Raw genomic sequence first — 25,239 nt, 5'->3', positions numbered from 1 at the left:
TCAGGCGGCCGGAAGCTCGAGGAAGACCGTCAGGTCGGTCTTGGTCTCCGGGCCCACCACCTTGCGTTTGCCGTCGCTGAGGAAGTAGGTGACCGTGGCCTTGTACTCCGGCGCGTCGCCGTCGTTGAGCGGCAACTTCCAGCTCTTCTCCTCGTCGCCGGGCTTGAAGCGCAGGTCGATGCGCTTGGGCCCGTGCGACAAGGCCACGCTGACCATCTTCAGCTCATCCCAATTGAGCAAGTCCGGCACCACCGCCACTTCCAGCGCTTCGAGCTTCTTGCCGACCAGGATGGTCGAGCGCGTCGCGACCTTTTCGGCCTCTTCCTTGCTGGTGCCGTCGGCGAACAAGGTGGTGACCGAGTACTTGACCTCGCCCAGGGCTTCGTCGACGACCGGGAAGGTCCAGTCGAACGAAGTCATCTCGCTCGACAACGTGACGATGCTCTTCTGCGCGTACTTGTTGACGGTATCGGTATAGCTGGCATCGACGGTGATCGAAGCGATTTCCCCGGCCAGATCGCCGGCGGCGCGGAAGCTGATGGTCTTCGATGCCGAGAACGGGTCGTCGACGTACAGCTCCTTGGCCTGCTGCTTCGCCGTCTTCTTGACCTGGCGGCCGTCGGCGAGCGTGTACAGGAACTCCAGGTCGATGTCGTTGGTGCGCGGCGCACCAATGATCTTGCGCAGCTGGAAGGTCGGCGTGTCCTTGGTCATGTTGAACTTGGCTTCGACCGGCTGCTTGCCGCCCTTGTAGCGCACCGTGACCTGAGTGCGCGGCACCTGGGCGAAGTCGATATCGCCGGGGCCGATGTCGAGCGCGAGCACGCCGAGGTCGTCGACGTTGATGGTCAGGTTGGTGTCGTCGGTCTTGATCTCCTCCGACACCTGCTTGAACGTCGCGCCCTTGTAGTTGACCGTCACCTGATAAGTGAAGTCGCGCTTACCCTCGTGCACGAAGGCCTCGAACTTGGCCACGTCGTCGGGCTTGGTGAAGACGAATTCCTGCACCTTCTTGTTCGGGCCATAGGGGTAGCGGATCTTGACCTCGACGCTGTGGATCGGCAGGTTGGCGAAGTCTGCGTTGACCCGCATCACCACCTGCACGGTCTTGAGGAACTCGTCCAGGTTGATCTTGGAGTAGTAGTCCTCCCACTTCAGCGGCTTGTTCTTGTCGTCCTTGAGCGAGGTGATGGTCGGCAACATGCCCTGCGGGTTGCGGTTGACGATGACCGCCTTGGCCTCGCTCCACTCCACCCGCACGTTGGCCATCTGGGTCTTGTTGATGCTGCGACGGATGTCCTCGATGTCCTGGCCTTCCTGCAGCTCCTTGGTGTTCGGGTCGACCTCGGCGATTTCCTTGAGCAGGTTGCGCTGCACCGCCGCTTCCAGTTGCTTGTTGATGATCGCGCGGATGTCGGCCTCGAGCTTGGCGTTGTCCTCTGCACTGAGGTTCGGCGCCTGCACGAACTCGAAGTGGCTCTTGGTGACATCGTTCTTCCAGCGGCTGGAGCTGACCGCCTCGGTGTAGCTGTCCTCGCTGTACCAGTTGTCTTCGGTGTCGATGGTCTGTACGAAACTGTAGAACTCCGAGGCGTTCCAGGTGCCCCAGGCTTTCATTTCCGGCAGTCGCATGTATAGGTTCATCTTGTAGACGACCTGCACCGCCGAAGCCGAACCGGTGCTCAGGGTTTCCTTGAAAATCGCCGTGCCCAGCTCAGACAGCTCGACCATGAACGAGGCCACGTTCTTGCCGTAGATCGAAGGCTTGCCGGCGCCGCGGATCTTCTCGACCAGGGCGCCGCCCTCGGTCAGCAGCAGCTCGACGGTGCCGTCGGTCCAGGTCACCGGCGCGATCGCCACCTTGGGTGGCGTCTTGCCCTTGTACTTCTCGGCGAGCTTCTTCTGCAGCTCGGCGGCGATCTTGGTCTGCACGTCGGCGGGAACCGACAGCTCGGTGTCGAAGGCGATGAAACCGCCGAACTTCTTGCCCCCGTCCTCGCGGATCTGGCCGTACTCGACGAAGCGCAGCGCCAGACCGCCGCTGGCCATCTTCGCGAAGTTCGGCGCGTTCGGCATGATGTAATAGGTGAAGTCGTTGGCGTCGTCGCCATAGACCACATGGTCGTGAAGCGTATCTACGTTGTCGATCTTAAGCATGGACCTGCTCCTTATCCGATGTCTGAAATGCGCGCGTTCCTGTTGCGCGCCTGCCTGTTCCGCGACTGTCCTGCGTGCCCTTTCCGTGCGATGTCACGACCGTGCTTCGCGACGCAACGTAGTTCGGTACGAATGATTCAAACGCCGACGACGCTTCGCACCGGACAACGATCACACTTTTTTCCAACTGTTTTCAGCGACGTTTCGAGCGCGCACGCGCCCCCATCGATGCGCGCTTGCGGGCGCGAATCGGTGTATCGAAGGCGAAGGGCATCGACGCGATTCGACATCGCGCGCGGCTCTCGTCGTTTTTCCCTGGCGGCATCGCCGCCGACGCAATGCGCGTCACCCACGGACCCGAACCGCTCCGCGAACGGCGTATGCCAGCGCGTTCGCGGTCGCGAGACGATCCAACCGGGCCGGCCGCCGCGCACGACGGCGACCGACCCGCAACTCTAGCTACGCGGCAGACCCCAATCGGCGGCATCGGCCGTGTACTGCTGTGTTCCGTCGGCATCGCCGCCGTCGTCGGTGTCGACCTGGCTTTGCCGGTATAAGCCGGCGCTCATCGCCTCATCGCCCTGGCGCGAGCGCAACGACAGATCGACCTCGACCGATTCGCTCTGATAGGCCGACGCACTGCGCCGCATCGGCGCGGCATCGGTGACGGCGTAGCGCACCGCCATCCAACCGTGCTCGCCTTGCAGTGCCTTGCGCACCTTCGCCGCCTGCTCGCCGTCGAGCATGACGTTGAAGGCGGCGTGGTAAGGCGGCACGCCAGACGATTTGCTGTGGGCCAGCGCGATATAAGCGCCTTGGCCGTCGCCGAGCATCAGGCTTGCGCCGTCGACCGTCACCGGCGCCTGCCGAAGCGTCACCCGCTCCAGCGGCAGTTGCGCGCGCCCCGCCAGTTCGACCCGGATCGCATCCAAGGTCGCCGCCGACACGCCCCAGGCGCTGGTCAGGGCCAGCATGACCACGCTGCCGACGCTCATCAGATTGAACTGCGGCCGGCCGTCGGCGCCGCTGGCCAGTCCCGGCGAACGGGCGCGGTAATGCCAGGTCGCCGCTTCGTCGGCCGGCGCCACCCACACGCCGAGAATGTCTTCGTAATTGTCGCTGCTGTCGCCGGCACTCATGTGCGTTCTCCGATCGTCGTCCTTGGGGCGTCGCTGCTGTGCAACTGCAGCGGCGTGTCGGGTTGCAGCACCTCGGACCAGGGCGACTGCGCCGACCAGCGCCAGCGATAGCCGGAACGGAACGGCGACAGCGACAGCCAGATCCACTGCGCCTGCGGCGCGCTGCGGGTGAATCTCACCTGCCTGCGTCGTGCAGGCTGGTCGACGGCGTCTTCGGGCGCGATTTCGATCACCCGCTGCGGCGCGTCGTCGTCGAATTCGCAATGCAGGGCCAGCTCGCGCGAGCCGCTGCCTTCGAAGCTGAAGGCATCCAGGCGCAAAGCTTCGGCGTCGACCGGCGCCATCGCCCGCTGGGTGCCGTCGCTGCGCGCACGCGCGTTGGCGCGGATGGTCGCCTGCTCGACGTCGGCCGGAATGGCGAAGGCGAAGCTGGCCGAGCCGCGGTCCAGGTTCGCGCGCGCCGACCACGGCTTGCCTTTGCGCAGGCCTTTGCACTCGACTTCGATGTCGGCCTGCTCGACGAACACCGGCTCGGCCTCGACCGGCACGAAACGCAGGCCGAAGTCGTCCGGCGCGACCAACAGATGCTCGCGGCTCGAGGTGCGCAGCGGGCCCTTGATGGTTTCGGCGCGCCCGTCCGACAGCAGCAGGGCCGTAGCCTGCCAGGCGTAATTGAGCTCTTCCTTCGGCGACAGGCGCAGGTCCAGGGTGGTCGGGCGATCCGCCGCTGCGAGTCGCGCCGAGGCCTTGATCGTGAACATGCGCGCCGGCGGCTTGGCCGGCACTTGCACGTCGACCTGCGCCTGGACGATGCCGATACGCCGCTCCGGCAAGTTCGGCCGCACCGTGATCGCACGCCAGCCGCTGCTCAGGCTGCGCACGTCGTGACGGCGCACCACCGTGTCGTGCAGGCTCGCCGCCGGCAAAGTGCGCAGCGGGCCGAGCGGGTCGGCTTCGACCGCGAACAGGCGCGGCGCCAGCACCGGCTCGGACAGATTCCAGCGCACCGAACCGGTCGCCATCGCCGCGGCATCGAAGACCACGCGCACGCCGGTGGCGGCGTCGGCCGGCGACGGCAGCAGGTTGGCATAGCGCACGACGAGGCGATCGATCAGCGCATCGGCGAGCGGCTCCTTGAGCAGATCGCCGGAGCTCGCCGCGAGGCCGAGGCCCATGCTCTGCGGCGCCTCGATCAAGCGCTGCCGCAACAGCGCCAGGTCCAATGTGGTGGTGCCGCCGCCTAGGGTCCTGACCGCCGCCAACAACGCGGCCGGATCGAAGTTCACCGTCAGCGGCAGGCGATCGGCGACGCCGCGCACGCGCAGCCAGGCCTGCCCGCCGACCGCGAGCAGGCCGCGCTGCAAGGCGGCGACGAACAGATCGGTGGCGGCGCTGTCCAGGCGTACCGCCAGCCCCGTCGACCCCAGGCTGGCACTGTCGAGCGGCAACAACTCGCCGAGCGACGGCGGCAGATCCAATGCCTCCACCGCACTCAGGCGCAACCAGCCGCCTTCGTTCGGCAACGCCGACAAGGCGAGATTCTGGCCGGCATCGAAAACGGCGCGGCGGGCCTCGTCGAGACCAAACTCGGCGGCGAAGGCGATCGACAGGATCGAGAAGCGCTCCAGCCCGGCACTGCCGCGATCCTGCTGGAAGATGTCGAGCCTCATCGGCGGCTCGCTGCCGGCGCCGTGCGCCGCGAGCAGCACCGGCGGCAACTGGAACGCGCCGGGGCGCTCGTAGGCGGCGAATGCGATACGTTCGCCGACTTGCATCGGCATGCGCCAATCGGGGCGGCCCGAGAACGACATCGCTCAAGCCCCCGCGATCAACACGGCGGGTTCGTCGGTGCGGCACCAGGGCGTGCTCGGCAGGCTCTGGCCCGATTTGTACATCACCGTCTGCCGGTACTCGTAAAAGCCTTCGCTGTCGCGGCGCAACAGGATGTCCATCAACGGCACCGGCACGTCGACGTCGACGGCGAGGTTGGCGGCGTCGAGCACGGCGCGTTTGTTGCCGCGGAACTCGACGATGATGCTGGCGATCTCGCCCGCGGCGTGGCCGGCGTTGAGCAAGACCTCGGGCGTGGTCATGAGCCGCACCGGACGCACCGTTTGCTGGTCGATGGTCTCGTCCAGGGTGTATTTCATGATCGCCTCGCCGTCGGGAATGCTGCGCACCGAGGCGGTGTTGAAAATCGCATCGGCCGGCGCGCTGCCGCTCAGGGCGGCGGCCGGCTGGACCACGAAATCGACGCCCTGCTCCGGGGCGATCTCGACCGGCTGGCTCAGGTCCAGGCCTTCGATGCGACCTTCGACCAGGCCTTCGCCGCGCGTGATCCAGGTCGGCAGGCGGGCGATGCGCAACTTGCTCTCGGTGGCGTTGAGCAAGCGCACCGCCACCGCGCCGGTCTGCGGGTCGGGAGTTTCGATCGACTGGAACAGCTCGCCTTCCATGTCGGCGAAGTTGAGCTTGACCGGCACCATCACGTTCTCGTTGATGCCGGTCGACACCACCACGCTGCCTTGCAACAGGTTGGAGTTCGACAGCGACATCAGCACCGCGAACACTTCCTGGAAGTCGTCGAACTCGAAACGCTCGTTGACGGTGAAACCGTTGTCCCAGTCGATCGCGGCCGGCACCGTCTCGAAGCGGATCGCGCCGTCGCGCATCAGCGCCAACTGCAAAGTCGAGCTGGCGCGCAGCAGGCGCAGGTCGAACTCTCGCTGCGGGTTGTCGGCGCTGGCCGGCACCTTGCTGGCCAGTTCGCGGCGCGCGGCGAGCAGGCGCTCGCCGTCGGTGACCGGGCGCACTTCGCAGGTCAGATCGACCTTGGCGTCGTCGGCGTCCGCGCCCTGGTCGATGCGGAACGCCAGCGACGGCGCATGGGGCGCTTCGCTGCGGCGCGCGAGCTTGAAAGCATCCGGCAGGTAATAGATGCGCGCCGGGTCGCTCATGTCCTGGAAATAGGCATGGCTGCGGCCGCCGCCGGCCGGATAGCGCAGCGAATGCACCACCCAACGCGGCGCCGCCGGGCCGGGCTGGGCGCCTGACGGATACAGATAGGGATGCAGCACCGGCTCGAAGAACAGCGGGATCGCCCAGTCCTGCGACTGGTTGGAAACGTCGTAGCGCGGCTCCGGCGCCGGCTCGGGTTGCGGCTCGGGCTGCGGTAGCGGCTCCGGCTCGGGCTGGACGATGATCGGCTCGCCGTCGAAACCGCGGCGCTTGATGTGCATGCGCATGCCCGGCATCGCCGCGCCGCGCGCCATCATCGCCGGCTTGCTCATCTCGGGTTTGCCCATCGCCGGCTTGACCATCGCCGCCGGAGTCACCCGCAGGCTCGCCGCCGACGCGCGCGACAAGGCCGCCGCCGACGCGCTCGCCTGCGGCGCCCGCGACAGCAGCATCTGGCCCTTGATCATCATCAACTGGCGCTTGGGCGCATCCGGCGCCGGGCTGGCCGGCAACGGCACCGCCACGGTGTAGCCGCGCGAGATCAGCAGGCGCGCCTGCGACTCGCTCGACATGAACGCACGCAGCAAGGCATCGCGTTCGGCCAGGCTCAGGCGCAGCATCGCCACGCAGCCGCCGCGCGGGTCGTCGATCAACTCGCCGACCGGGAGGCGTTGCTCGATTGCGGTGCCGGCGGCGCGGTAGCTGATCACCGCACCGCGCGCGACCGGCAGCATCTGCGCACTGCGCGCGGCGTCGCCGATCTCGGCGGCCGGATAGGTTTCCATCGCCACGCTGACCGCCCACAGGCCGTCCTGGGCCTGCGCGACCTTGATCTCGTAGCGGCCGCCCTCGTTGCGCACGCGATAGCGCGGCAGCCAATAGCGCTGCTGCGGGTTATGCGGATCCTCGAACAGACAGCGGTCGTCGGGCGTCGCGCTCGGGCTGATCGGATGCGGCGACTGCGAACGTACGAAACCGGCATCGGCCTTGATCGGAAACAAGCCCGGGCGCAGATCGTTCAAGCGCGGCCGCACCGTCCGACCTTCGAGTTGAGCGATGATCGCCGGTTGCGCGCGCAGCATCGCCGGGTTGATCCGCATCGCCGGCATGACCGCTGGACGCGCGACGACTTCGGCGGGCGCTGCGGGCGCCAACACGGCAGGTGCTATCACGGCAGGCGCCACCACCGCGGGCGCCGCGACGGGCATGGCGATCTTGATGGACTTGGCGGGGGCGACCGCGACGGCCGGACGCACGCCGGCGACGATCTGGTTGAGATTGAGCAGACGGCCCGGGGGCATGCGGTTCTCCTTGAAATCAGCGTCGGAACGCTGTCCGGCGAGGCGTTCCGGCCTCGTCGGGTCCTGGGTATCGATTGAGTGCGCCCACGGCGCCCATCACCTGCAATACAACGCGACGCCCGCGCGGCGTAGGACGTTGCATGGATGAAACGGATTCGGCGCATCGCGCATTCAGCACCGGCGACGCGCCTGGCGACGGCTAATCCAATGGCCCGATCGGCGCAGCGATACGGATGCGGGCGCAAAAAGAAAACGGGAGCGCCAGGCGCTCCCGTTTCCTGTCGCGACTTGCGACGACTTGCGATGGCGCCGCGGCGCGCGGCGGCGAACTGCGAGTACCCGCCTACAGCGTGACCAGGCTGAGCCCGTACAGCTCGAGAATCGGATTCACCGGCTGGAACCAGGTCGTCGCGGTGAACTGGCCGCAATTGTGGTCGAAACCGGGGAGAATGTTGGACGCCGAGGTCACGCCCTGAGCGTGCTCGTAAACGTCGATCCAACCGCCGCCGGAGTCGCCGTAACCGGCGCAGGCATTGGTCTGGGTCAGGCCATAGACGGTGCCACCGGTCGTGTTCACGGTGACGTTCTTGGCGGTGATGAAACCGCATTGATAGCCGGTCTTCCAACCCGACCGGCAGACGATCGCGCCATGGAAGGCCTCGTTACTGCCGCGCACGTAGAAATATGCACCGGCGTAATTGCTCACCCACGGCAACACGTCGTGCTGCGCGCCGAGAGCCACCCAGGCCCGGTCGGCGCCGGGAAACTCCGACGCCGCGATGTGACCGGCTGGCGCGCCATCGAGCCAGATCGATTCGCCGACCGTGCCGCAATGGCCGGCGGTGACGAAGCCCTTGGTCGCGCCTTGCCGCACCGCGAAGCCGACCGAGCACGAAGACCCGCCGCCCTTCTGGTAAGCGCGGCCGGCGTAGACCGACGCAGTCGGTTGCGGCACGCCCTCCATGGCGGTGAAACGCAGCAAACCGCTGCCGGCGCCGCTGTGGGCTACGAAATCGATCGCACGCTCCATCTGCTCCGGCGCCACGCTGATCAGCACCGAGTTGCTGGCCGGGTCGACATGCCAGGCGTGCACGCCGTCGAGCGGCCGGCTGATGCCGGGCACTCGCGCCCGCGCGCTGCGATCGAGCCGCGCTTTCGCCGCTTCCAATTCGACCAGGCTGTAACGCACCTTGCGCAGTTGCACGCCCTCGAGCGTAAGCCGGGCGCGCGGATCGGACGAAGCGACGACCAATCGCACCTCATCGTTATCCCCGTGCTCGATCCAAGTGCCCGCGTAATGCGCGCCGAGGCGCCGCTGCGCAATCGCCGCCGTCGCCGGCGCCTGGCCTTGCAACTGCAGCCAGCGGGCGGCCTGGGTTGCGGATAAATCCAGATCGCGCTGAGCGGCGCCTAGCATCTGCGAATTGACCTTCATCTGCGATGCCCCGGCGGTAAACGCGACGCAGCAAAGCAAGGTCGACACCACAACGCCGGCACCGGTCCGGTCCAGCCAGTCTCGAACGATCGACATACCCATCTCCTTTGGTGTGAAACATCCAGCCGCGCGATTAGGCGCGGTCGCGGTCCGTCGCGAATGTCGTCGGATGAGTACATTCGACGGACGCGCCCAGCTAACCCCATCCGCGCGAGCGATGCAGTTGCGCAGGTCACAGCGGCGTTAGCCACCGCATCACAAACCCGGAAAACGACGGCTGCGCCGCAGTCGCTGCAGACGCGGGGCCCGCATAGCGCTGCGTGCGCTGCTCCGAAGACTCTGCGTATCGCGGCGATCGCGCCTGCTCCACGCCCGGCGCGGCCCCGGCCGGGTCGAAACGCTTCGTCGAAACGCATCGCCCCTGTTCAGCTCACCCGACAACGGGCGGCGTCGCGGGTCACAGCTACTGCGACAGGCTGACGCTTCGATAGACGACCAGTCCGGTGTCGACGACTCCCGGCACCGCAGCCGTTCGGCTGGCTTGCCGCGCCCTCATCGAACGCTCCCGGCGTCGCAGAACGTGCTGCGACGGATTGATAACGTGACCTGCCTCGCATCAGTTCCGGCCAATCGCGTGACTTGCATCGCGATCACGAGCGGCCTTCTGGCACAGGCGAAGGCTATCGAAGCAAAGCGCGTGCACGGCGGCCCCACACCGCAGGCACGCGATCGAGCGGGCCACGGCGAACACGGGGATCGGCGCAGCCCGGGCAATCCAAGTCATCCACTCTCGTCATCACAGGACGGACCAAAAGATGAAGACTGTTTCGCCACCACAGCCGTGTTCGACCAAGGTCGTCGACATCGACCAGTTCTGGAAACTCGCCGACGCTCTGCAGGATGCAACCGTCGAACAGGCGAAGGACATGTTCTCCTTCGTCGAAACCGCCAGCCCGGATCGCCTGTTCTCGCTGCTGGCGCAGTACCGCTACTTCACCGTTTATTACATCACCGACATCGCGCTGTTGATCGCCAGGCTGCAGCCCGGACGGATGCGCAGTTTCCTCGCCGACATTCTCCTCGACGAGTTGGGCGAAGGCGACCACACCCAAGCGCATCCGGAGTTGTACGACGAGTTCCTGGGCAGCCTCGGGATCGCTCATCCGCCGCTGGACAGCATGGCGCTGGCCGGCAACATCGCGTTGTTGGACCAGACCCGTTCCAATCTGATCGACCCCGCCTACAGCACGGCCTACGGCATCGGCTTGCGCGGCATGGGCGGCGAGTGCGTCTGCCAGATCTATCTCGCTCGCCTGTACCAGCATTTGCTGCGCAACCCGTACATCCGACAACACCAGGGCACGATCGCCTGGAAGTTCTGGGAGCTGCACGTCGGCGAGCACGACATCGTCCATCGCGAGAACCTGCGCAAGCTCATCAGCGACGAGATCGCGTCCATGGACAACGGCAGCGTCGAGGCGCTGCAGGACGGTTTCTGCGACAGCATGGCGGCCTGGACCTCGTTCTGGCAGAACATCCAGGACGCAGCGACGATGCCCGACGGCCATGACGCCGCCGAACGCGCCGCGGTCGGCGAAATCATTCTCGGACCGGCCGGCGACCGCGGCGGCGGCGCCATCCGTCAATTCCATCTGGCCATCGGCGTGCACGACCTGGAACAAGCCCGCCAGTTCTATTGCGAGGTGCTCGGCGCGAAACAGGGCCGGTCGACCAGGAATCTGATCGACCTCGACTTCTACGGCCATCACCTGGTCATCCACCAGACGCCGGGCGGCAGCGAGGGCGCCGCGACCTCGTTCGGGTCTGCGTTCTACGGCGAGACCGTACGGGTGCCGCACTTCGGAGTGAACCTCGACTGGAAGGATTGGAGTTCGTTGGCCGACCGCATCAAGTCGCGGGGGCATGCGTTCATCGATCCGCCGCACGTGCGCATGCGCGACCTGCCCGGCGAACACGCGACCATGTTCCTGAGCGACCCGAGCGGCAACTCGCTCGAGTTCAAGGCCTTCCGCAACCATGATGAAGTGTTCTCGGTGATCTTCTCCGACAGCACCCGCGACATCTTCGGCCTGGATGCGCTGGTGGAGAAAGCCGCCACCGCCTGATGCGGCATGGAAGGAAGCCCGGTATCTTCGGGCTTCCTTTCACTGCGGCAGGACGCCTCTGATTCAGGCGCTGCACGAAGCGAGGAGCGGCTTGGCCAAGGCTCGGTTATTGGGCCAGATAACGGTCGGCGACGTGCAATGCATCGTCGATGATGACCAACCCCGTCCGCAGATCGGCTTCGCCGATGTTGAGCGGCGGAGCGATGTGCACTCGGTTGAAGTGGACGAAAGGCCACAGCCCCTTGTCCTTGCACGCCGCTGCGAACTCGGCCATGGGCCGGTTGTCGGCGCCGGCCGCGTTGTACGGAACCAGCGGCTCGCGGCTGACCGGATCGCGCACCAGCTCCAAGGCCCAGAACATGCCGAGGCCTCGCACCTCGCCGATGGACGGATGCCGGCTCTTGAGTGCTTCCAGCTCGGGCCGCACCAACTCCTCGCCGAGGCGGCGAACGCGCTCGATGATGCCTTCCTCCCGATACACGTTCAGACAGGCGACGGCGGCCGCACAGGCCAAGGGGTGGCCCGAATAGGTCAGGCCTCCCGGGAATACGCGGTGAGCGAAGGTCTGGGCGATACGCTCGCTGATGATCACGCCGCCCAGAGGGACATAACCGCAGTTGACGCCCTTGGCGAAGGTGATCAGGTCCGGGACCACGCCCCAGCGATCGATCGCGAACCACTCGCCGCAGCGCCCGAACCCCGCCATGACTTCGTCGGCCACCATGACGATGCCGTGCCGGTCGCACAGCTCGCGTACGCCGCGCAGGTAGCCGTCCGGCGGAACCAGGACGCCGTTGCCGCCGACGACGGACTCCAGTACGACGGCCGCCACGGTATGCGGGCCCTCGACCATGAGCACATCGGCCAGGTGCGCCAGCGCGCGCTCGCACTCCTGCGCCTCGGAGTCGGAATGGAAGGCCGAGCGATACGCGTACGGCCCCCAGAACTTGACCGTCCCGGGCATGCCGGGTTCGGCGCCCCAACGGCGCGGATCGCCGGTCAGCGATATCGCGCCGGCGGTGGCGCCGTGATAGCTGCGATACGCCGACAGGACCTTGATGCGACCGGTGTGATGCCTGGCGATGCGCACCGCGTTCTCCACCGCTTCGGCGCCGCCGCTGGTGAAGAACACCTTGTCGAGATCGCCGGGTGCCGCTTGCGCGATCAATCGCGCCGCTTCGGCCGTGGCTTCGTTCGCGTGATAGGGCGCGAGCGTGCAAAGACGCTCGGCCTGAGCCTGGATCGCGGCGATCAGCTTGGGGTGCTGGTGGCCGAGATTGACGTTGACCAATTGGCTGGAGAAATCCAGCCACGTCCTGCCGGTCTCGTCCCAGAAGCGCGAACCGCTGCCTCCGGCAACCACCACCGGATCCAGGGAAGCTTGCGCCGACCACGAATGCACGACATGGGCGCGGTCGTTCCGGTAGGCCGCAGATTTTCCAGCGGCAGACGTCGCCGCGGCAGTCGCAATCTGTTCGGTCTGGATCTCGGTATCGGTCATCTCGGTCTCGACTCCGATGGCGGGGACAGCGCTCGGTTGACGGTTCGCATCGCCCGGCGACCACTATCGTGCGCCCGGGCACGGCCCCGCCAGTGCCGCGCCTCACTACTTCAACAGCTTCCAGGAGCCGAGGGAAGTCTCCTCCGCCAGCTCGCACAGAAGCGGAGATCCCGTGGCACGAGCCAGGCCTACGACGAGACGCAGCGCCCAGCCCCCAATTTTTTTCCTACTCGGGTCAAGTTTTACTTGCTGCGAACATCAACCCACGACTGACTCAAGATCTGCCTCATTCCGCCCCCTCTCACGGCTAGGCCGCTTCCAGTGCCCAAGTGTCAGCCAGCAACTCGGCTTGAGCCATGAGCTTCTCCGTGGCTTCGGGTTGCTTGTCGGGTGGATATCGGTACTTTGCGAGAAGTACCTTCACCATTGCCATCATCTTGGCTCGAGATGAAGGCCGGTTTTGCCAATTGATGGTGGCTGACCTACGCAACTTGTCGGTCAACTCCTGCGCCAAGGCTCGAAGCAGCGGATCTCCCAGCTCGCGAACGGCAGACTCGTTGTCGATGAGCGCCTGATAGAACGCATACTCCTCTTCGCTTAAGCCGTGCGGCGGTCGCGCAGCATTGATCTCCTTCGCTAGCTTTATCAGTTCCTCAATGACTTCCACCGTGGTGATGGCCCGGTTCTGATAGCGCCCGATGGCTTCCTCCAGCCGCTCGGTGAACTCCTTACCTTGCATGGCGTTACGCATGCCTCGCGCACGCACCTGATCGGCAATGAGCCGCTCCAGCAGCTCCGCGGCGAGATTCTTCGTGGGCATTTCGCGGATCTGCGCCAGAAACTTCTCGTCCAGCAGAGAGATGTCCGGTTTGCCAAGGCCAAGCGTGCCGAAGATGTCGTTGACGCCTTCGACCAGCACGCCCTTGGCGACAAGCTGCCGCAACGCCGCTTCCTTCTCCAACCTCGAACGGCCTTCACCCGCTCGCGTCAGTTTGATCAGGCACACGCGCACTGCCTGGAAGAAGGCGATCTCCTCACGCAGCGCCATGGCTTCGGCGCGCGTACCCGCGAGTGCCTGCGCCTTTGTCAGTTTGGCTACTTGGTCGAGGTACGCGCGAACGCCACGATTGCGGCCCTTCTCATCCGGTTCGGGATCGATCTGCAGAACGTGCTCCATCGCCGGGCCCAGCAGCGCCAGCGCGTGCTTCGGATCAGCGAATCCCGCGTAGTCGAAGCCATGGAAGAACTCACGACGGACGACGTCGAGCGTATCCAACAGGATCGCCAACGCCTGGCCTGATGTATCCACCGGCTCGCGCTCGCTGCCCGCGTCCCGCGTGTACTGCCTGATCGCCTTTTTCAGCTCCTCGCCGATACCGATGTAATCGACGATCAGGCCACCCGGCTTTCCTTTCCAGATGCGGTTGGTGCGCGCGATCGCCTGCATCAGCCCATGACCCTGCATCGGCTTGTCGACGTACAGCGAATGCACCGGTGGCGCATCGAAGCCGGTCAGCCACATGTCGCGCACGATCACCAGCTCGAGCGAATCGTCGGCGTCCTTGAAGCGCTTCTCAAGCAGTTTGCGCTGCGCCTTGTCGGTGCGGTGCGGCTGGAAGTGCAGCGGATCGGACGAACTGCCGGTCATCACGATCTTGATGCGGCCCTTGTTGATGTCCGCATCATGCCAGTCGGGCCGAAGCTTCACGATTTCGTCGTACAGGCGGATCGCCGCCTCGCGCGAAATCGCCACGATCATCGCTTTTCCCGCGAGTGATTGCGTGCGTGCTTCCCAGTGCAACACCAGATCGGCCGCGAGTGTAGCGAGCCGGCCCTCCGCCATCGCCAATGCCTCCAGGCGCGTGTGGCGACTGGCGGTGCGTCCCTGCTCGCTGGCGTCCTCGTCCTCGGTGACCTCGAGGAACTCATCCATGAGCGCCTGCTTCTCGGCTTCGTTGAAGCGCAACTCGATGATCCGCGACTCGTAGCTGACGGGAACGACGGCTTCGTCCTCCTGCGCAGCGATCATGTCGTACACGTCGACATAGGTACCGAACACCGCTTCTGTATCCCGATCGTCCAGGCTGACAGGTGTGCCAGTCATGCCCAGGTAGATCGCATTGGGCAGCGCATCGCGCATGTATTTCGCGAGGCCGTACTTGGTCTGCCCGCTGACGATGTCCAGTTGTGCAGTGAATCCGTATTGAGTGCGGTGCGCCTCGTCCGCGATGACGATGACATTCGAGCGGTCGCACAAGACCGGGATGCCCCCCTCGCCCGCGCGAGGAGCGAACTTGTTGATCGTGGTGAAGAAGATGCCGCCGGCCTGAACCTGCGTCAGTTTGTCCCGTAAATCCTCACGGCTGTCTGCCTGCTGCGGCGTGGCGCGCAGCGACCATGCACTGTCGGCGAAGGTTTCAAACAGCTGCCCGTCTAGGTCGTTGCGGTCGGTCACCAGAACTACGGTCGGGTTGCCAAACTCCGCACGGTCGCGCAATGCCATGACATAGAACAGCGCCAATAGCGACTTGCCCGATCCCTGGGTAAACCAGATCACCCCGCCCTTGCCATCCTTGCGATGCACCAGCGCATCTACGGCCCGCTCCACGGCCCGCTGCACGCCGTGATACTGGTGCCATTGCGCAATGATCTTGAAGCTAGCGCCACCATCGGCTCCGCCATAGGCGACGAAGCCGCGAAGGAAATCCAGCAGCGTGCGCGGCTCCAGCAGGCCACGCATCAGTACTTCGAGTTCGAGCTGCGCCTTGCCGACCTTTTTCCCGTCCAGCAAACGCCAACGTGAATGTCGCGGAAGGTCCGCGCTGACAGAGCCGTAGCGCGCAACCGTTCCATCAGAAATGACATTGAACAGGTTGAACCAGAACAGCTGCGGGATGTCCGCCTTGTAGGTTTGGATCTGGTTGTAGGCAGATTCGAAATCCGCATTGAGATCGGCCGGGTTCTTCAGCTCGATCACCACCAGCGGCAGCCCGTTGACGAACAATACGATGTCCGGCCGCCGCAGCTTCTGCCCCTGTATCGTGAACTGCTGCACGGCGAGCAACTCGTTCTGCCCGTCCTCGAAATCGATCACCCGCACCCGCAGGACCGAACGGCGCCCATCGCGTTCCGTGCGTTCGACCGGCACGCCATTGCGCAGCCAGTCGTACAGCTCCCGATTGCCGTCGACCAGCGACTGTGCGCCGTAGCCGGACAGCCGCGCGACAGCCACATCGATCTCCGCGCCCGCCAGTCCGGGATTGAGGCGTGTCACCGCTTCACGCAGGCGCGGCGCCAGCACCACCTCCGACCAGCGCTCGCGCGCCGCTTCGCTGCCCCCGGGCGCGAGCGCCTCGCCGTGCATGCGGGTCCAACCCAGCCCCTGCAGCCAGTCCAGGCAGACCTCTTCCAGATGGTTCTCCTTCATCCCTTCCCCTCGCTGGCAGTTCGTGAACCCTCCATGTTCAACGCCGCCTATCGTATGGATCCGCCATGTCGCCATGGACAAGCTGGCTATCGCATGGCGATCAGCCCTTCGGTTTCCGCTTCCCCTTGCCGACTCCAGCCCGCGGCAACTTTTTCTCATCCGACTTGAGCCGACGCTCGACTTTTTTTACGTCCTCGTCCGCCGGCAACGCCTCCGGCCGGATATTACGATCGGTGAGGATCCTGCGCACGTCCTGGTTGTTGCTGACGTGCTCGCGGGTGATGCTTGGCTCGTCGCGCAGGTCCTGCTGCTTCACCTGCAGGTTGGTGACCTCGTTGGCGAAGTCCTTGGCCTTGATGGTGATGGTGGGCAGGAAGTCCGCCAACGGGCGGCTGCCCGGCACCGCCAGCCGATTCTTCATGTCCTGCGTGCTGAGCCCGCCAAACAGCGCGGCATCACCCTTGCTCTGGATGCGCGCAAATCCCTGTCCATCGATGCCGCGTTCGAACAGCACGCCGGCCAGTTCCTTCTGCGACAGGGTCAGCTTGTCGCGCGCCTGCAGTCGCTCCTGCTCGGCGATACGCTGCTCGATCAGTTCCTGCTTGCGGGTCTGCACCGCGAAGTAGGTCATGGCGAAGGCGATCTCTGCCTTGCGCGGATCGCCGTTCTGGGCGATCAGGTAACAGGCGTAGCGGGTCAGCGCCAGGTCGGCGATTTCCCGGGACGCCCCGGACCCAACGTCGACCATTTTGCCGACGTCGGCAAAATGGTCCGCCACCGGCTGCCCCGCATTGGCGCACGCGATCTTGGCCCGTTCGATGACTTCCTCGAAGCGCCGCCACGTGGCGTAACCCAGCAGTTCCTGCAGCTCGCGCGCCAGCCAGAACTCCACGCCGTCCTGTTCGTGGGCGGCGTCCTCGAAGCTGCGATGCAAGCGGGTAATCAGTTCCTTCTTCATGTCCACTCCTTGTGACTGATGGCCTAAAAGATGGCCTTCAAGGCAACGCCCTGACCAGCGGCCTGAACGCTGCGTCCATGCGGATGATCCGATCGGCCATCCACTCGGCGAACTCGTCCCAGCGCGCATCGTCCTGCAGCGGACTGTCGTTGCGCCACGACACAATGCGGCATTGATGGGCATCGGGCAGCTCCAGCCACTCCAGCGCGAAGCCGAGCTGCTGTTCGATTTCGTCCTTCCGCGCCAGCAGCTGCTTGAAATGCAGCTTGGGCTGCTTGCCGGCCACCATGATTTCGACACCCAGCCGACCCGCCTGCTGGTTAACGGTCGGGATGACGCCAAAGCCAGCGCGGCCGATCGAAATGTTGATCCAGCTCTGCGGTGCAGGCTTCTGCGGACGCACCACGTCGGACTGCGCCGACACGCGCGCCACCAGCTGTTTCCAGAATGCGAGCTGCCGTTGCCGCGTGGGCGACAGCACCTTGCTGTCGTCATCGGCTTCATCGTCATCGTCTGCGTTCGCGCCGATCGATTCGCGCAGCCATGGCAGTGCCTGCGCATGCACCAGCGCCAGCTTGGAACCCAACCAGTCGTACAGCGCGGGCCAGTAGCCGCTGTCCTTGCTGGCGGCAGCACATTCCAGCGTCATGACAGCGTCGCCCGCTTCATCGGCATCGAAGTCCCACTCCTGGCCGACCCAGCCGTTGGGAAGGTCTGGCCCGTCGCGCAGCATTTGCCACAGCGATCGCGCCTTGGGCTTGAAGCGGAGCATCAAGGCCACCGACCCGTCCTGCACCTTGAAGCGAAGCCCGACGCGCACCTGCGGCACGCGGGCCTTGAAGCGCAGGATACGCTTGGGCTCCGGTTCCACCTCCGGCAACTCGGGGTGCGCCGCCGCCAGGTGTGCGGCGAGGCCAGTCCAGAACGCCAGCCGCACTTGCCGTCCTTCCCGGTCCTGCGCGGACTCGGCCTCGGCAGCATACGGTTCCTTCGGTCCTTGCCACAGCTGCGTTGCTTCCCTGGCCATGCGCTCGCCGCGCTCGCGGATCTCGGCCTCGCCCCAATGCGCGTTATCGGCCACCTCGCGGGTCAGCACGACATTGGACTGGATGAAGCGCGCGCGCTTTATCGCGAACGGTTGATTTCCGACTTCCTGGTTGTACGCCGACAAGGTCAGGTTGCCGGGGCGGTGCAGCCATTCGCCATGCACGCGCTCCGCTTCTTCGCCCAGTGCATCGGCCCACTCGTCGCTGAGGGTCTGCGGCAGGACGTGCTCGATCTGCGCCTGTGCGAGCGAACCCTGCTCCTTGTGTCCCCGCGCCAGCTCCAGCGCTTCCAGCACCTCGCGGGCGTAACCACGCTTGTACAGCGGGAAGCGGGTGAAAGCCTCGATGAAACGCGCGTCGTCCGGCCAGCCGCGCTGCAGCAGGAACTGCTCCAGCGCCGCTACCGGTTCGCCCGTGTTATCGCCCGACGTGTCGCGGATCGCTCGCACGAACATCTCGCCGTAACCGCGCGAGGTCTCGCCCGCGACGAAGCGGCGCAGGATGAAGCCGCACAGCATGTCCACGGCGCGCGCCAGCCCTGCGGCGTCCAGCGCTCCGGCATCGCGCTGCGCGAACAGCCACAGCAGCAGCGGCCAGGTGGTGGAACTGTCCAGGCGGTTGAGGCGCGCCAGTGCCCGGGTTACGCCTGGGTCGCGGTCGGCGGCGCGGCTGGCGATGGCCAGGTACTGGGCGGATCGTTGGGTGAGAACACGGGTCAACGCCAGCGGATCGAACCCGGTGTCCTCGTGTCGCGCCTCGAAGGTGGCGAAGGTCAGCTTCGGCGGCACGTACTGACCTTCCGACATCAGCAGGTCGCGGAAGAAGCGGGCGAAACTGTCCTCGTCCAGCCGCCCGTCGACAGCGGTGAAGCCTGCTTCCAGCGGACGCCACAGCTCCGTGTCGAACTCGTCCTGCACATCCGGATGCACATGCATGAACACGAAGTTGCGGATCAGGTCGGCCTGGCTCAGCGGCACGCCGGTGGAATTGAGGCTCTTGAAGATGCTGTACGCGTTCTCGCTCTCCAGTGTGGCGCCCATGAAATCCAGGCGCTGGCACACCACCTCGAACACACGGCGTAGGGTGTCGGCCTGCGTTTCCGCCTTGTTGTCCAGCACGCGCTCGAAGAATGCCACCGCCTGCGCCATGCGCCCGGGCAACGCCGCCTTGCCGGACACCAGTGCGACGAAGGCGTCCTGGTCGTGCTCTTTGGGCAGCAGGCGGTAATGCTGATCGCCCTTCTTGCGCGGGTGCACCAGGTAATCGTCGTGCAGCTCCTGCGCCAACTCGTCGTCGCCGCGCCGCCGTGCCACGTTGCGGATCGCCGCCAACAGCAGTGACAGCGTGGTCAGGCGTTGCTGGCCATCGATCAGGTGGAAGCGCGTATTCTGTCCCGGCTGCGGCGTGCCACCGACCACGTAGACCAGGAACCCCATGAAGTGATTACTGGTCTTCTCGGGCTGCTGAATCTCCTCCAGGCTGTCCCACAACCGCTGCCACTGCGGCAGCTCCCAGCGGTAATTGCGCTGGAATACCGGGATCACGTACTGGCTTGGCGAGTACAGCACCTGGCCGAGGGTATGGATGCTGGCCTTCATGCAACTACCTCTATTACGATGCCGCCGAAGCGGCGTTCGTCGGCGCGGCAGGGGATGCCGTCGATCCAGCAGGCGTGCTTTCGTAAGCTCCGCCCGTGTCGGCGCACTGGGCGATGAATCCACCGCTGAGGCTTACATTGCCGGGCGCCAGCGGACGGCCGTCGGCGCTGGCCGCGCGGCTGGCGCAGGTTTCGCAGACGCAATGCGGATAGCGAAACATCGGCTGCAGCGGACTGGCACAGATCGAACAGGCATAACTCATGCGAGGGCGGCCTCGGTCTCACGCTCGGCCTCGGGCAGTCGGAGCTTGCCGGAGATGAGGCGGGGGAGGAGGGTGTCGCGGGCTTGGGTTAGCGCGGCCGCGTGGTATTCGTTCAACTCGATTCGTTTGAGCAGCGGTCCCGTGATTATCTCGAACGCAGCAATTGCTTGGGGGCTTGGCACGCATACCTTGATTGGGCGAAAAGCGGCCTTGCTGATCTCCATGAAAGTTGATCCGTTCCCCTTCTGCTTGATCAATTCCATGTTCAATCGCGCCCAGAACAACAGATAGCTGGGCGGCAACTGACCTCCAGGTGGCATCGCGATGAATCCTTGATTGATTGCAGTTGGAACAGCGGCGATGGCGAGATATCCGATCGGCGCCCGTGACGACATAAGCAAAGTTCCGGCAGGCAACAGAGCGCTGCTGATACGGGCGACAGCCGTATCTGTAATAAGCCGCTCCGTGGTAGTCAGGATCGGGGCTTGCAGACCCGAAAGATCTTTAGGGGTCGCCCAGTGGTGCGTTCCATCGATCCAGAAGCTCTCCTCCTTGGTGCTCGGCGTGGCGCCTCCAACGCAAGCAACCACGCGACCGATCTCATCCACGCGCCAGCCCTTCGGAATCGGGCCGAGTTCGGAATCCTCGAACTCGCTGGGGAACAGGGCGGTGGTGGCGGCGTCCATACCTTCCGGCTCGCGGCCTTCGGCCTTGGCGCGCACGGGGTCGAAGTCCACGAACCAGGACTTGAACAGGGCTTGGGCGATGGCTTCGAGGATAGCGTTAGTTTGGCGAAGATTCTTGATGCGGCTATCAATACTGAGCAGTGCATCAACAGCATCAAACTGCTCCTCCATAGTCGGACATGGAACCACGCACTGTCTGAGAGACTTCAGCGGTGTCGCAATGCCTGGTGTTCCTACCTGCGACGCATTCTTCAGAAGCTCGGCCTGACCACGAGAGCTTTTAAAAAAAAGGTAGTAGAACTCAGGAATCGCTCTCGCCTGGTCGAGTGATATCTTCATCAGGCTCGTTGACAGAACGTAAGGGCGACCATCATTCGGCACGATGCCGACCTCGCCGATTGCTCCGCGATGCGGAAACACAAGATCGCTAGCCTTCAGATTGGCGTTGCCGAGTTCAGATGCCTTTTCGGGTGTTATGTACACAAATTCGCCGACAAGCGGAGTTCCGGGGCCGAGATTCGTCCCTCGGATCACCGCGACGCCATCGTTGACATAGGACTCTGCTTTGAGCCGCGATCCGAATGGCCCAATCGCAATCGATCCGCCCTTCGGCTCCGCAAGTTCTTCGAGCCGGCACTCTGGCCACTTAGAGACCATATCCGAGCGCTCCTAATTTCTCCCTGATAGCAGTATCCAATTGCTTTCCCAGCGTCATCTGCTCGGCTAACTGCGCAGTCAGCCGTTCCATCTTCTCGTTGAAGACTTCATCGTCATCCTCTTCCGCCTGCGCGCCTACATAACGACCTGGCGTCAGCACGAAGCCGTGCTTCTCCACATCAGCGAGCGAGGCGCTGTAGCAGAAGCCCGGCACGTCAGCGTATTCGCCGCCTGCACTAAAATCGCTGCCGCGCCAACGGTGATAGACCTGCGCCACGCGCTGCAGGTCCTCGTCGGTGAATTCGATCTGGGTGCGGTTGATGCGTCCGCTCGCCGCCTTGCGCGCGTCGATGAAGAGGACCTGCCGGCGCCGGTCCACCTTGCCGTTACCGCCCGTGCTCTTGTCCTTCGACAGAAACCACAGGCACGCGGGGATCTGCGTGTTGGAGAACAGCTGTCCCGGTAGCGCGACCATACACTCGACCACGTCGGCCTGCACCATGGCGCGGCGGATCTCGCCCTCGCCGCTCTGCTGCGAACTCATCGAGCCGTTGGCCAGCACGATGCCGGCACGGCCGCGCGCGGACAGGCGCGCCAGCATGTGCTGCAGCCAGGCGAAGTTGGCGTTGCCCTTCGGTGGGATGCCGTGCACCCAGCGCGGGTCGTCGGCAAGCTTGTCGCCGCCCCAGTCGGAGATGTTGAACGGGGGGTTGGCCAGCACGTAGTCTGCGCGCAGGGTCTTGTGCTGGTCGTTGGCGAAGGTGTCGCCGTAGCTGGCGCCAAGGTCGCCGTCGAGGCCGTGCACCGCGAGGTTCATCAGACACAGGCGGCGGGTGGCAGCCATCAGCTCCTGGCCGTAGATGGCGAGATCGCCCTTTTTCTTCAGTTGCTTCTGGTGCGCGTCCTTGAAGCGCGCCGACTGCACGAACATGCCACCCGAGCCGCAGGCCGGGTCATATATGGTGCCCTTGAACGGTGCGAGGATTTCCACCAGCAGGTTGACCACGCTCTTGGGCGTGTAGAACTCGCCGGCCCGCGCGCCTTCCTTGATCGCGAACTGGCCGAGGAAGTACTCGTACACCTCGCCGAATACGTCGCGGCTATCGTGCTTCTTCGGGTCGAACTTCAGCCGCGCGACGAGGCCCATCAGCTCGCCGAGCTTGCCAGGCTCCAGCTCCAGCCGCGAGAATTCGCGGTATAGCACGCCCTTGAGTCGCGGGTTATCCGCTTCGATCGCGCCCATGGCCTTGTCGAGGCGCTGCGCCAGATCCGGTGCGGTGGCCTGTGCCAGCAGCACGCTGTAGTGCGCGTCGGGCGGAATCCAGAAGATGTTGTCCATGTCGTAGAACGTCTTGTCGCCGACGAACACGTCCTCGCTTTCCTTGCGTGTGGCCGCATCCTCGATGTAGATCGGGCTGTCCGGCTCGGCGATGCGATTGCGGATCACCAACGACTGCGCGTCGTACATGTCCGACACGTACTTCAGGAACACCATCCCGAGCACGGGGTACTTGTACTGCGCCGCCGCCACCGAGCCGCGCAGCTTGTCGGCAGCGTCCCAGAGGGTGCGTTTGAATTCTTCGTTGGTCATAGAATCAGTCTTCAAGGGGGTCCGCCCAGAGGGATTCGGTGAGCTCGGACTGCTCGCGTAGGAGCGAGTCGATCAGTTCTTGTATTTCAGCCTGGCGGTCCAAGGCGTAGACGGCTCTAGCATCGACGCCGGCGTCCAGAGTCGGGATTGGCAAGCTCTTCAACGCTGCCAGAGAGATCATCGGTATCGAGGCTCCCGATGTGATTGAAGCGAGCAGCTCCTGTTCGTTATCAGAACGCAAGAGTACTGCGAATCCACGTAGGTCGCCTTCGGCACCCGCAGTGCCCGCCGCACCCGCGGACTGGCTGGGTGCCCCCAGGCCCGCGTTCGGGACGCCTGGGGGACAACCCCGGCTTTTCCTACACTTCCGCCTTGTGATCAGCACAACATCATTGTGTCCGCCCAAGCTTCCGCACGATCCAGGAAATCCAACCTTGGGTTGGGCTTAGGAGTTGGGACCAACTATTAGTTGGTCCCTCCGTGCCAATCGGCCCAACTATTAACGTGTTGGGCCAACTATTATCAAACACTAGGCGCTGCGCGACGACGACGCGCTTACTCGACCGTGACCGCCTTGGCCAGGTTGCGCGGCTTGTCGACGTCGGTGCCGCGCGCGAGAGCGGCGTGGTAAGCGAGCAACTGCACCGGAATCGCGTGCACCACCGGCGACAGCACGCCGACGTGGCGCGGGGTGCGGATCACGTGCACCGCCTCGGATTCGCCGAAGTGGCTGTCGAGGTCGGCGAACACGAACATCTCGCCGCCGCGCGCGCGCACTTCCTGGATGTTGGACTTCACCTTCTCCAACAGGCTGTCCTTCGGCGCGATCACCACCACCGGCATGTCGGCATCGACCAGCGCCAGCGGGCCGTGCTTGAGCTCGCCGGCCGGATAGGCCTCGGCGTGGATGTAGGAGATTTCCTTGAGCTTGAGCGCGCCTTCCAGGGCGATCGGGTAATGCACGCCGCGACCGAGGAACAGCGCGTGCTGCTTCGGCGCGAAGCGGTCGGCCCAGGCGGTGATCTGCGGTTCCAGGTTGAGCGCGTGTTGGATGCTGCCCGGCAGGTGGCGCAGCGCATCGATAAACTCGGCTTCCTGCTCGGCCGAGAGCTTGCCGTGCTGCTTGGCGAGGGTCGCGGTGAGGATGAACAGCGCCACCAGCTGGGTGGTGAAGGCCTTGGTCGAGGCCACGCCGATCTCGGCGCCGGCGCGGGTGTAGTACACCAGTTGGCTCGCCCGCGGGATCGCGCTTTCCGGCACGTTGCAGATCGACAGGGTCTTGTCGTGGCCGAGCGACTTGGCGTACTTCAACGCTTCCATCGTGTCGAGGGTTTCGCCGGACTGCGAAATCGTCACGATGAGTTGCTTGGGATTGGCGACCGCGGCGCGGTAGCGGTATTCGCTGGCGATCTCGACCTGGCACGGCAGGCCGGCGATGGCTTCGATCCAGTAGCGCGCGGTCATGCCTGCGTAATAGCTGGTGCCGCAGGCGAGAATCTGCACGCCCTCGACGCCGGCGAACACCGACTCGGCCTGGGCGCCGAACAACTCCGGCGAGAACTTGCCGTCGTCCATCACCGCCTCGATGGTGTCGGCGATGGCGCGCGGCTGTTCGTGGATTTCCTTCTGCATGAAGTGGCGGTAGGGGCCGAGTTCCAGCGAGGCCAGCGACACATCGGAAACGTGCACCTCGCGCTCGATCGCCGCGCCGGTGCCGTCGAACACGCGCACTTGGGCGCGGGTGATGTCGGCGGTGTCGCCTTCTTCCAGGAAGATCACCCGGCGCGTGGCCTGCAGGATCGCCGAGACGTCGCTGGCGACGAAGTTCTCGCCTTCGCCCAGGCCGATCAGCAGCGGGCAGCCCATGCGCGCCGCGATCATGCGATCGGGTTCGCGCTTGCTGACCACGGCGATGGCATAGGCGCCTACCAACTCGCGCACCGCATTCTGCACCGCCGCCAACAAGTCGCCCCCCTGCGACTGGTGGAAGTGGATCAGATGGGCGATGACTTCGGTGTCGGTCTGCGACTCGAAGCTGTAACCGGCCGCGCGCAAACGCTCGCGCTGCTCGTCGTGGTTTTCGATGATGCCGTTATGGACCACGGCCAGTTCGCCGAAGCTGATGTGCGGATGCGCATTGGCTTCGGTGACGCCGCCGTGGGTCGCCCAACGGGTGTGACCGATGCCCACCGAGGCGTTGAAGCCTTCGGCCTGGGCGGCCGCTTCCATTTCGCCGACGCGGCCGGTCCGGCGCACGCGGCGCAGGTCGGCGCCGTCGAACACGGCGATGCCGGCCGAGTCATAGCCACGGTATTCCAGTCGCTTCAAGCCATCGATCAAAACCGGTACCACGTCACGATCTGCGATCGCACCTACGATTCCGCACATGCTGGGGCA

At 65.0% G+C, this 25,239-nt stretch carries 13 protein-coding genes; 1 reads left to right on the top strand and 12 read right to left on the bottom strand.

Features of this window, described 5'->3' with window-relative positions:
- The 5 genes from LC490_RS16740 to LC490_RS16720 form a co-directional block, all read right to left on the bottom strand.
- Positions 1 to 2,157 (bottom strand): hypothetical protein, encoded by a 2,157-nt coding sequence (locus LC490_RS16740; protein WP_031371145.1) that lies wholly within the window; start codon positions 2,155 to 2,157, stop codon positions 1 to 3.
- Positions 2,158 to 2,612: 455 nt separating this feature from the next.
- On the bottom strand, positions 2,613 to 3,296 hold the full coding sequence (locus tag LC490_RS16735; protein ID WP_223620926.1) for a hypothetical protein: 684 nt from the start codon (positions 3,294 to 3,296) through the stop codon (positions 2,613 to 2,615).
- Positions 3,293 to 5,077, bottom strand: coding sequence for a hypothetical protein (locus LC490_RS16730; protein WP_223620925.1), 1,785 nt, complete (start codon positions 5,075 to 5,077; stop codon positions 3,293 to 3,295). The genes LC490_RS16735 and LC490_RS16730 overlap by 4 nt, the downstream gene beginning before the upstream one ends.
- Positions 5,078 to 5,110: 33 nt before the next feature.
- Positions 5,111 to 7,555, bottom strand: a complete 2,445-nt coding sequence (locus LC490_RS16725) for a hypothetical protein (RefSeq protein WP_223620924.1) — start codon at positions 7,553 to 7,555, stop codon at positions 5,111 to 5,113.
- A gap of 343 nt (positions 7,556 to 7,898) precedes the next feature.
- Positions 7,899 to 9,086 (bottom strand): S1 family peptidase, encoded by a 1,188-nt coding sequence (locus LC490_RS16720; protein ID WP_161786080.1) that lies wholly within the window; start codon positions 9,084 to 9,086, stop codon positions 7,899 to 7,901.
- A 719-nt stretch (positions 9,087 to 9,805) separates the two neighbouring features.
- On the opposite strand from LC490_RS16720, the gene LC490_RS16715 reads away from it, so the two are divergent.
- Entirely contained in the window at positions 9,806 to 11,116 is a 1,311-nt protein-coding gene (locus tag LC490_RS16715; protein WP_223620923.1) for an iron-containing redox enzyme family protein, read from the top strand.
- 106 nt (positions 11,117 to 11,222) lie between these two features.
- On the opposite strand, the gene LC490_RS16710 is transcribed toward LC490_RS16715, so the two are convergent.
- From LC490_RS16710 to glmS, 7 genes are all read right to left on the bottom strand, one after another.
- The gene (locus LC490_RS16710) at positions 11,223 to 12,617 is read right to left on the bottom strand and encodes an aspartate aminotransferase family protein (RefSeq protein ID WP_223620922.1); all 1,395 of its coding nucleotides are present in this window, start codon (positions 12,615 to 12,617) and stop codon (positions 11,223 to 11,225) included.
- Between the two features lie 307 nt (positions 12,618 to 12,924).
- Positions 12,925 to 16,044, bottom strand: a complete 3,120-nt coding sequence (locus tag LC490_RS16705) for a type I restriction endonuclease subunit R (protein WP_223620921.1) — start codon at positions 16,042 to 16,044, stop codon at positions 12,925 to 12,927.
- A 100-nt stretch (positions 16,045 to 16,144) separates the two neighbouring features.
- Complete coding sequence (dinD, locus tag LC490_RS16700; RefSeq protein ID WP_223620920.1) at positions 16,145 to 17,002, bottom strand: DNA damage-inducible protein D; 858 nt, start codon at positions 17,000 to 17,002, stop codon at positions 16,145 to 16,147.
- 37 nt (positions 17,003 to 17,039) lie between these two features.
- A complete protein-coding gene (locus tag LC490_RS16695) occupies positions 17,040 to 19,646 on the bottom strand; it encodes a DUF4268 domain-containing protein (RefSeq protein WP_223620919.1) in 2,607 nt (868 codons plus the stop codon).
- 258 nt (positions 19,647 to 19,904) lie between these two features.
- Positions 19,905 to 21,251 carry a restriction endonuclease subunit S gene (locus LC490_RS16690; protein ID WP_223620918.1) on the bottom strand — a complete coding sequence of 449 codons (1,347 nt, stop codon included), beginning with the start codon at positions 21,249 to 21,251 and terminating at the stop codon, positions 19,905 to 19,907.
- Entirely contained in the window at positions 21,241 to 22,842 is a 1,602-nt protein-coding gene (locus tag LC490_RS16685; RefSeq protein ID WP_223620917.1) for a class I SAM-dependent DNA methyltransferase, read from the bottom strand. The genes LC490_RS16690 and LC490_RS16685 overlap by 11 nt, the downstream gene beginning before the upstream one ends.
- Positions 22,843 to 23,397: 555 nt before the next feature.
- The gene (gene glmS, locus LC490_RS16680) at positions 23,398 to 25,230 is read right to left on the bottom strand and encodes a glutamine--fructose-6-phosphate transaminase (isomerizing) (protein ID WP_223620916.1); all 1,833 of its coding nucleotides are present in this window, start codon (positions 25,228 to 25,230) and stop codon (positions 23,398 to 23,400) included.
- Between the last annotated feature and the right edge of the window lie 9 nt (positions 25,231 to 25,239).

It is taken from the genome of Lysobacter sp. ESA13C, from assembly GCF_019970005.1.
Taxonomy (GTDB): Bacteria; Pseudomonadota; Gammaproteobacteria; order Xanthomonadales; family Xanthomonadaceae; genus Lysobacter; species Lysobacter antibioticus_B.
This window is presented reverse-complemented; position numbering and strand designations above follow the sequence as displayed.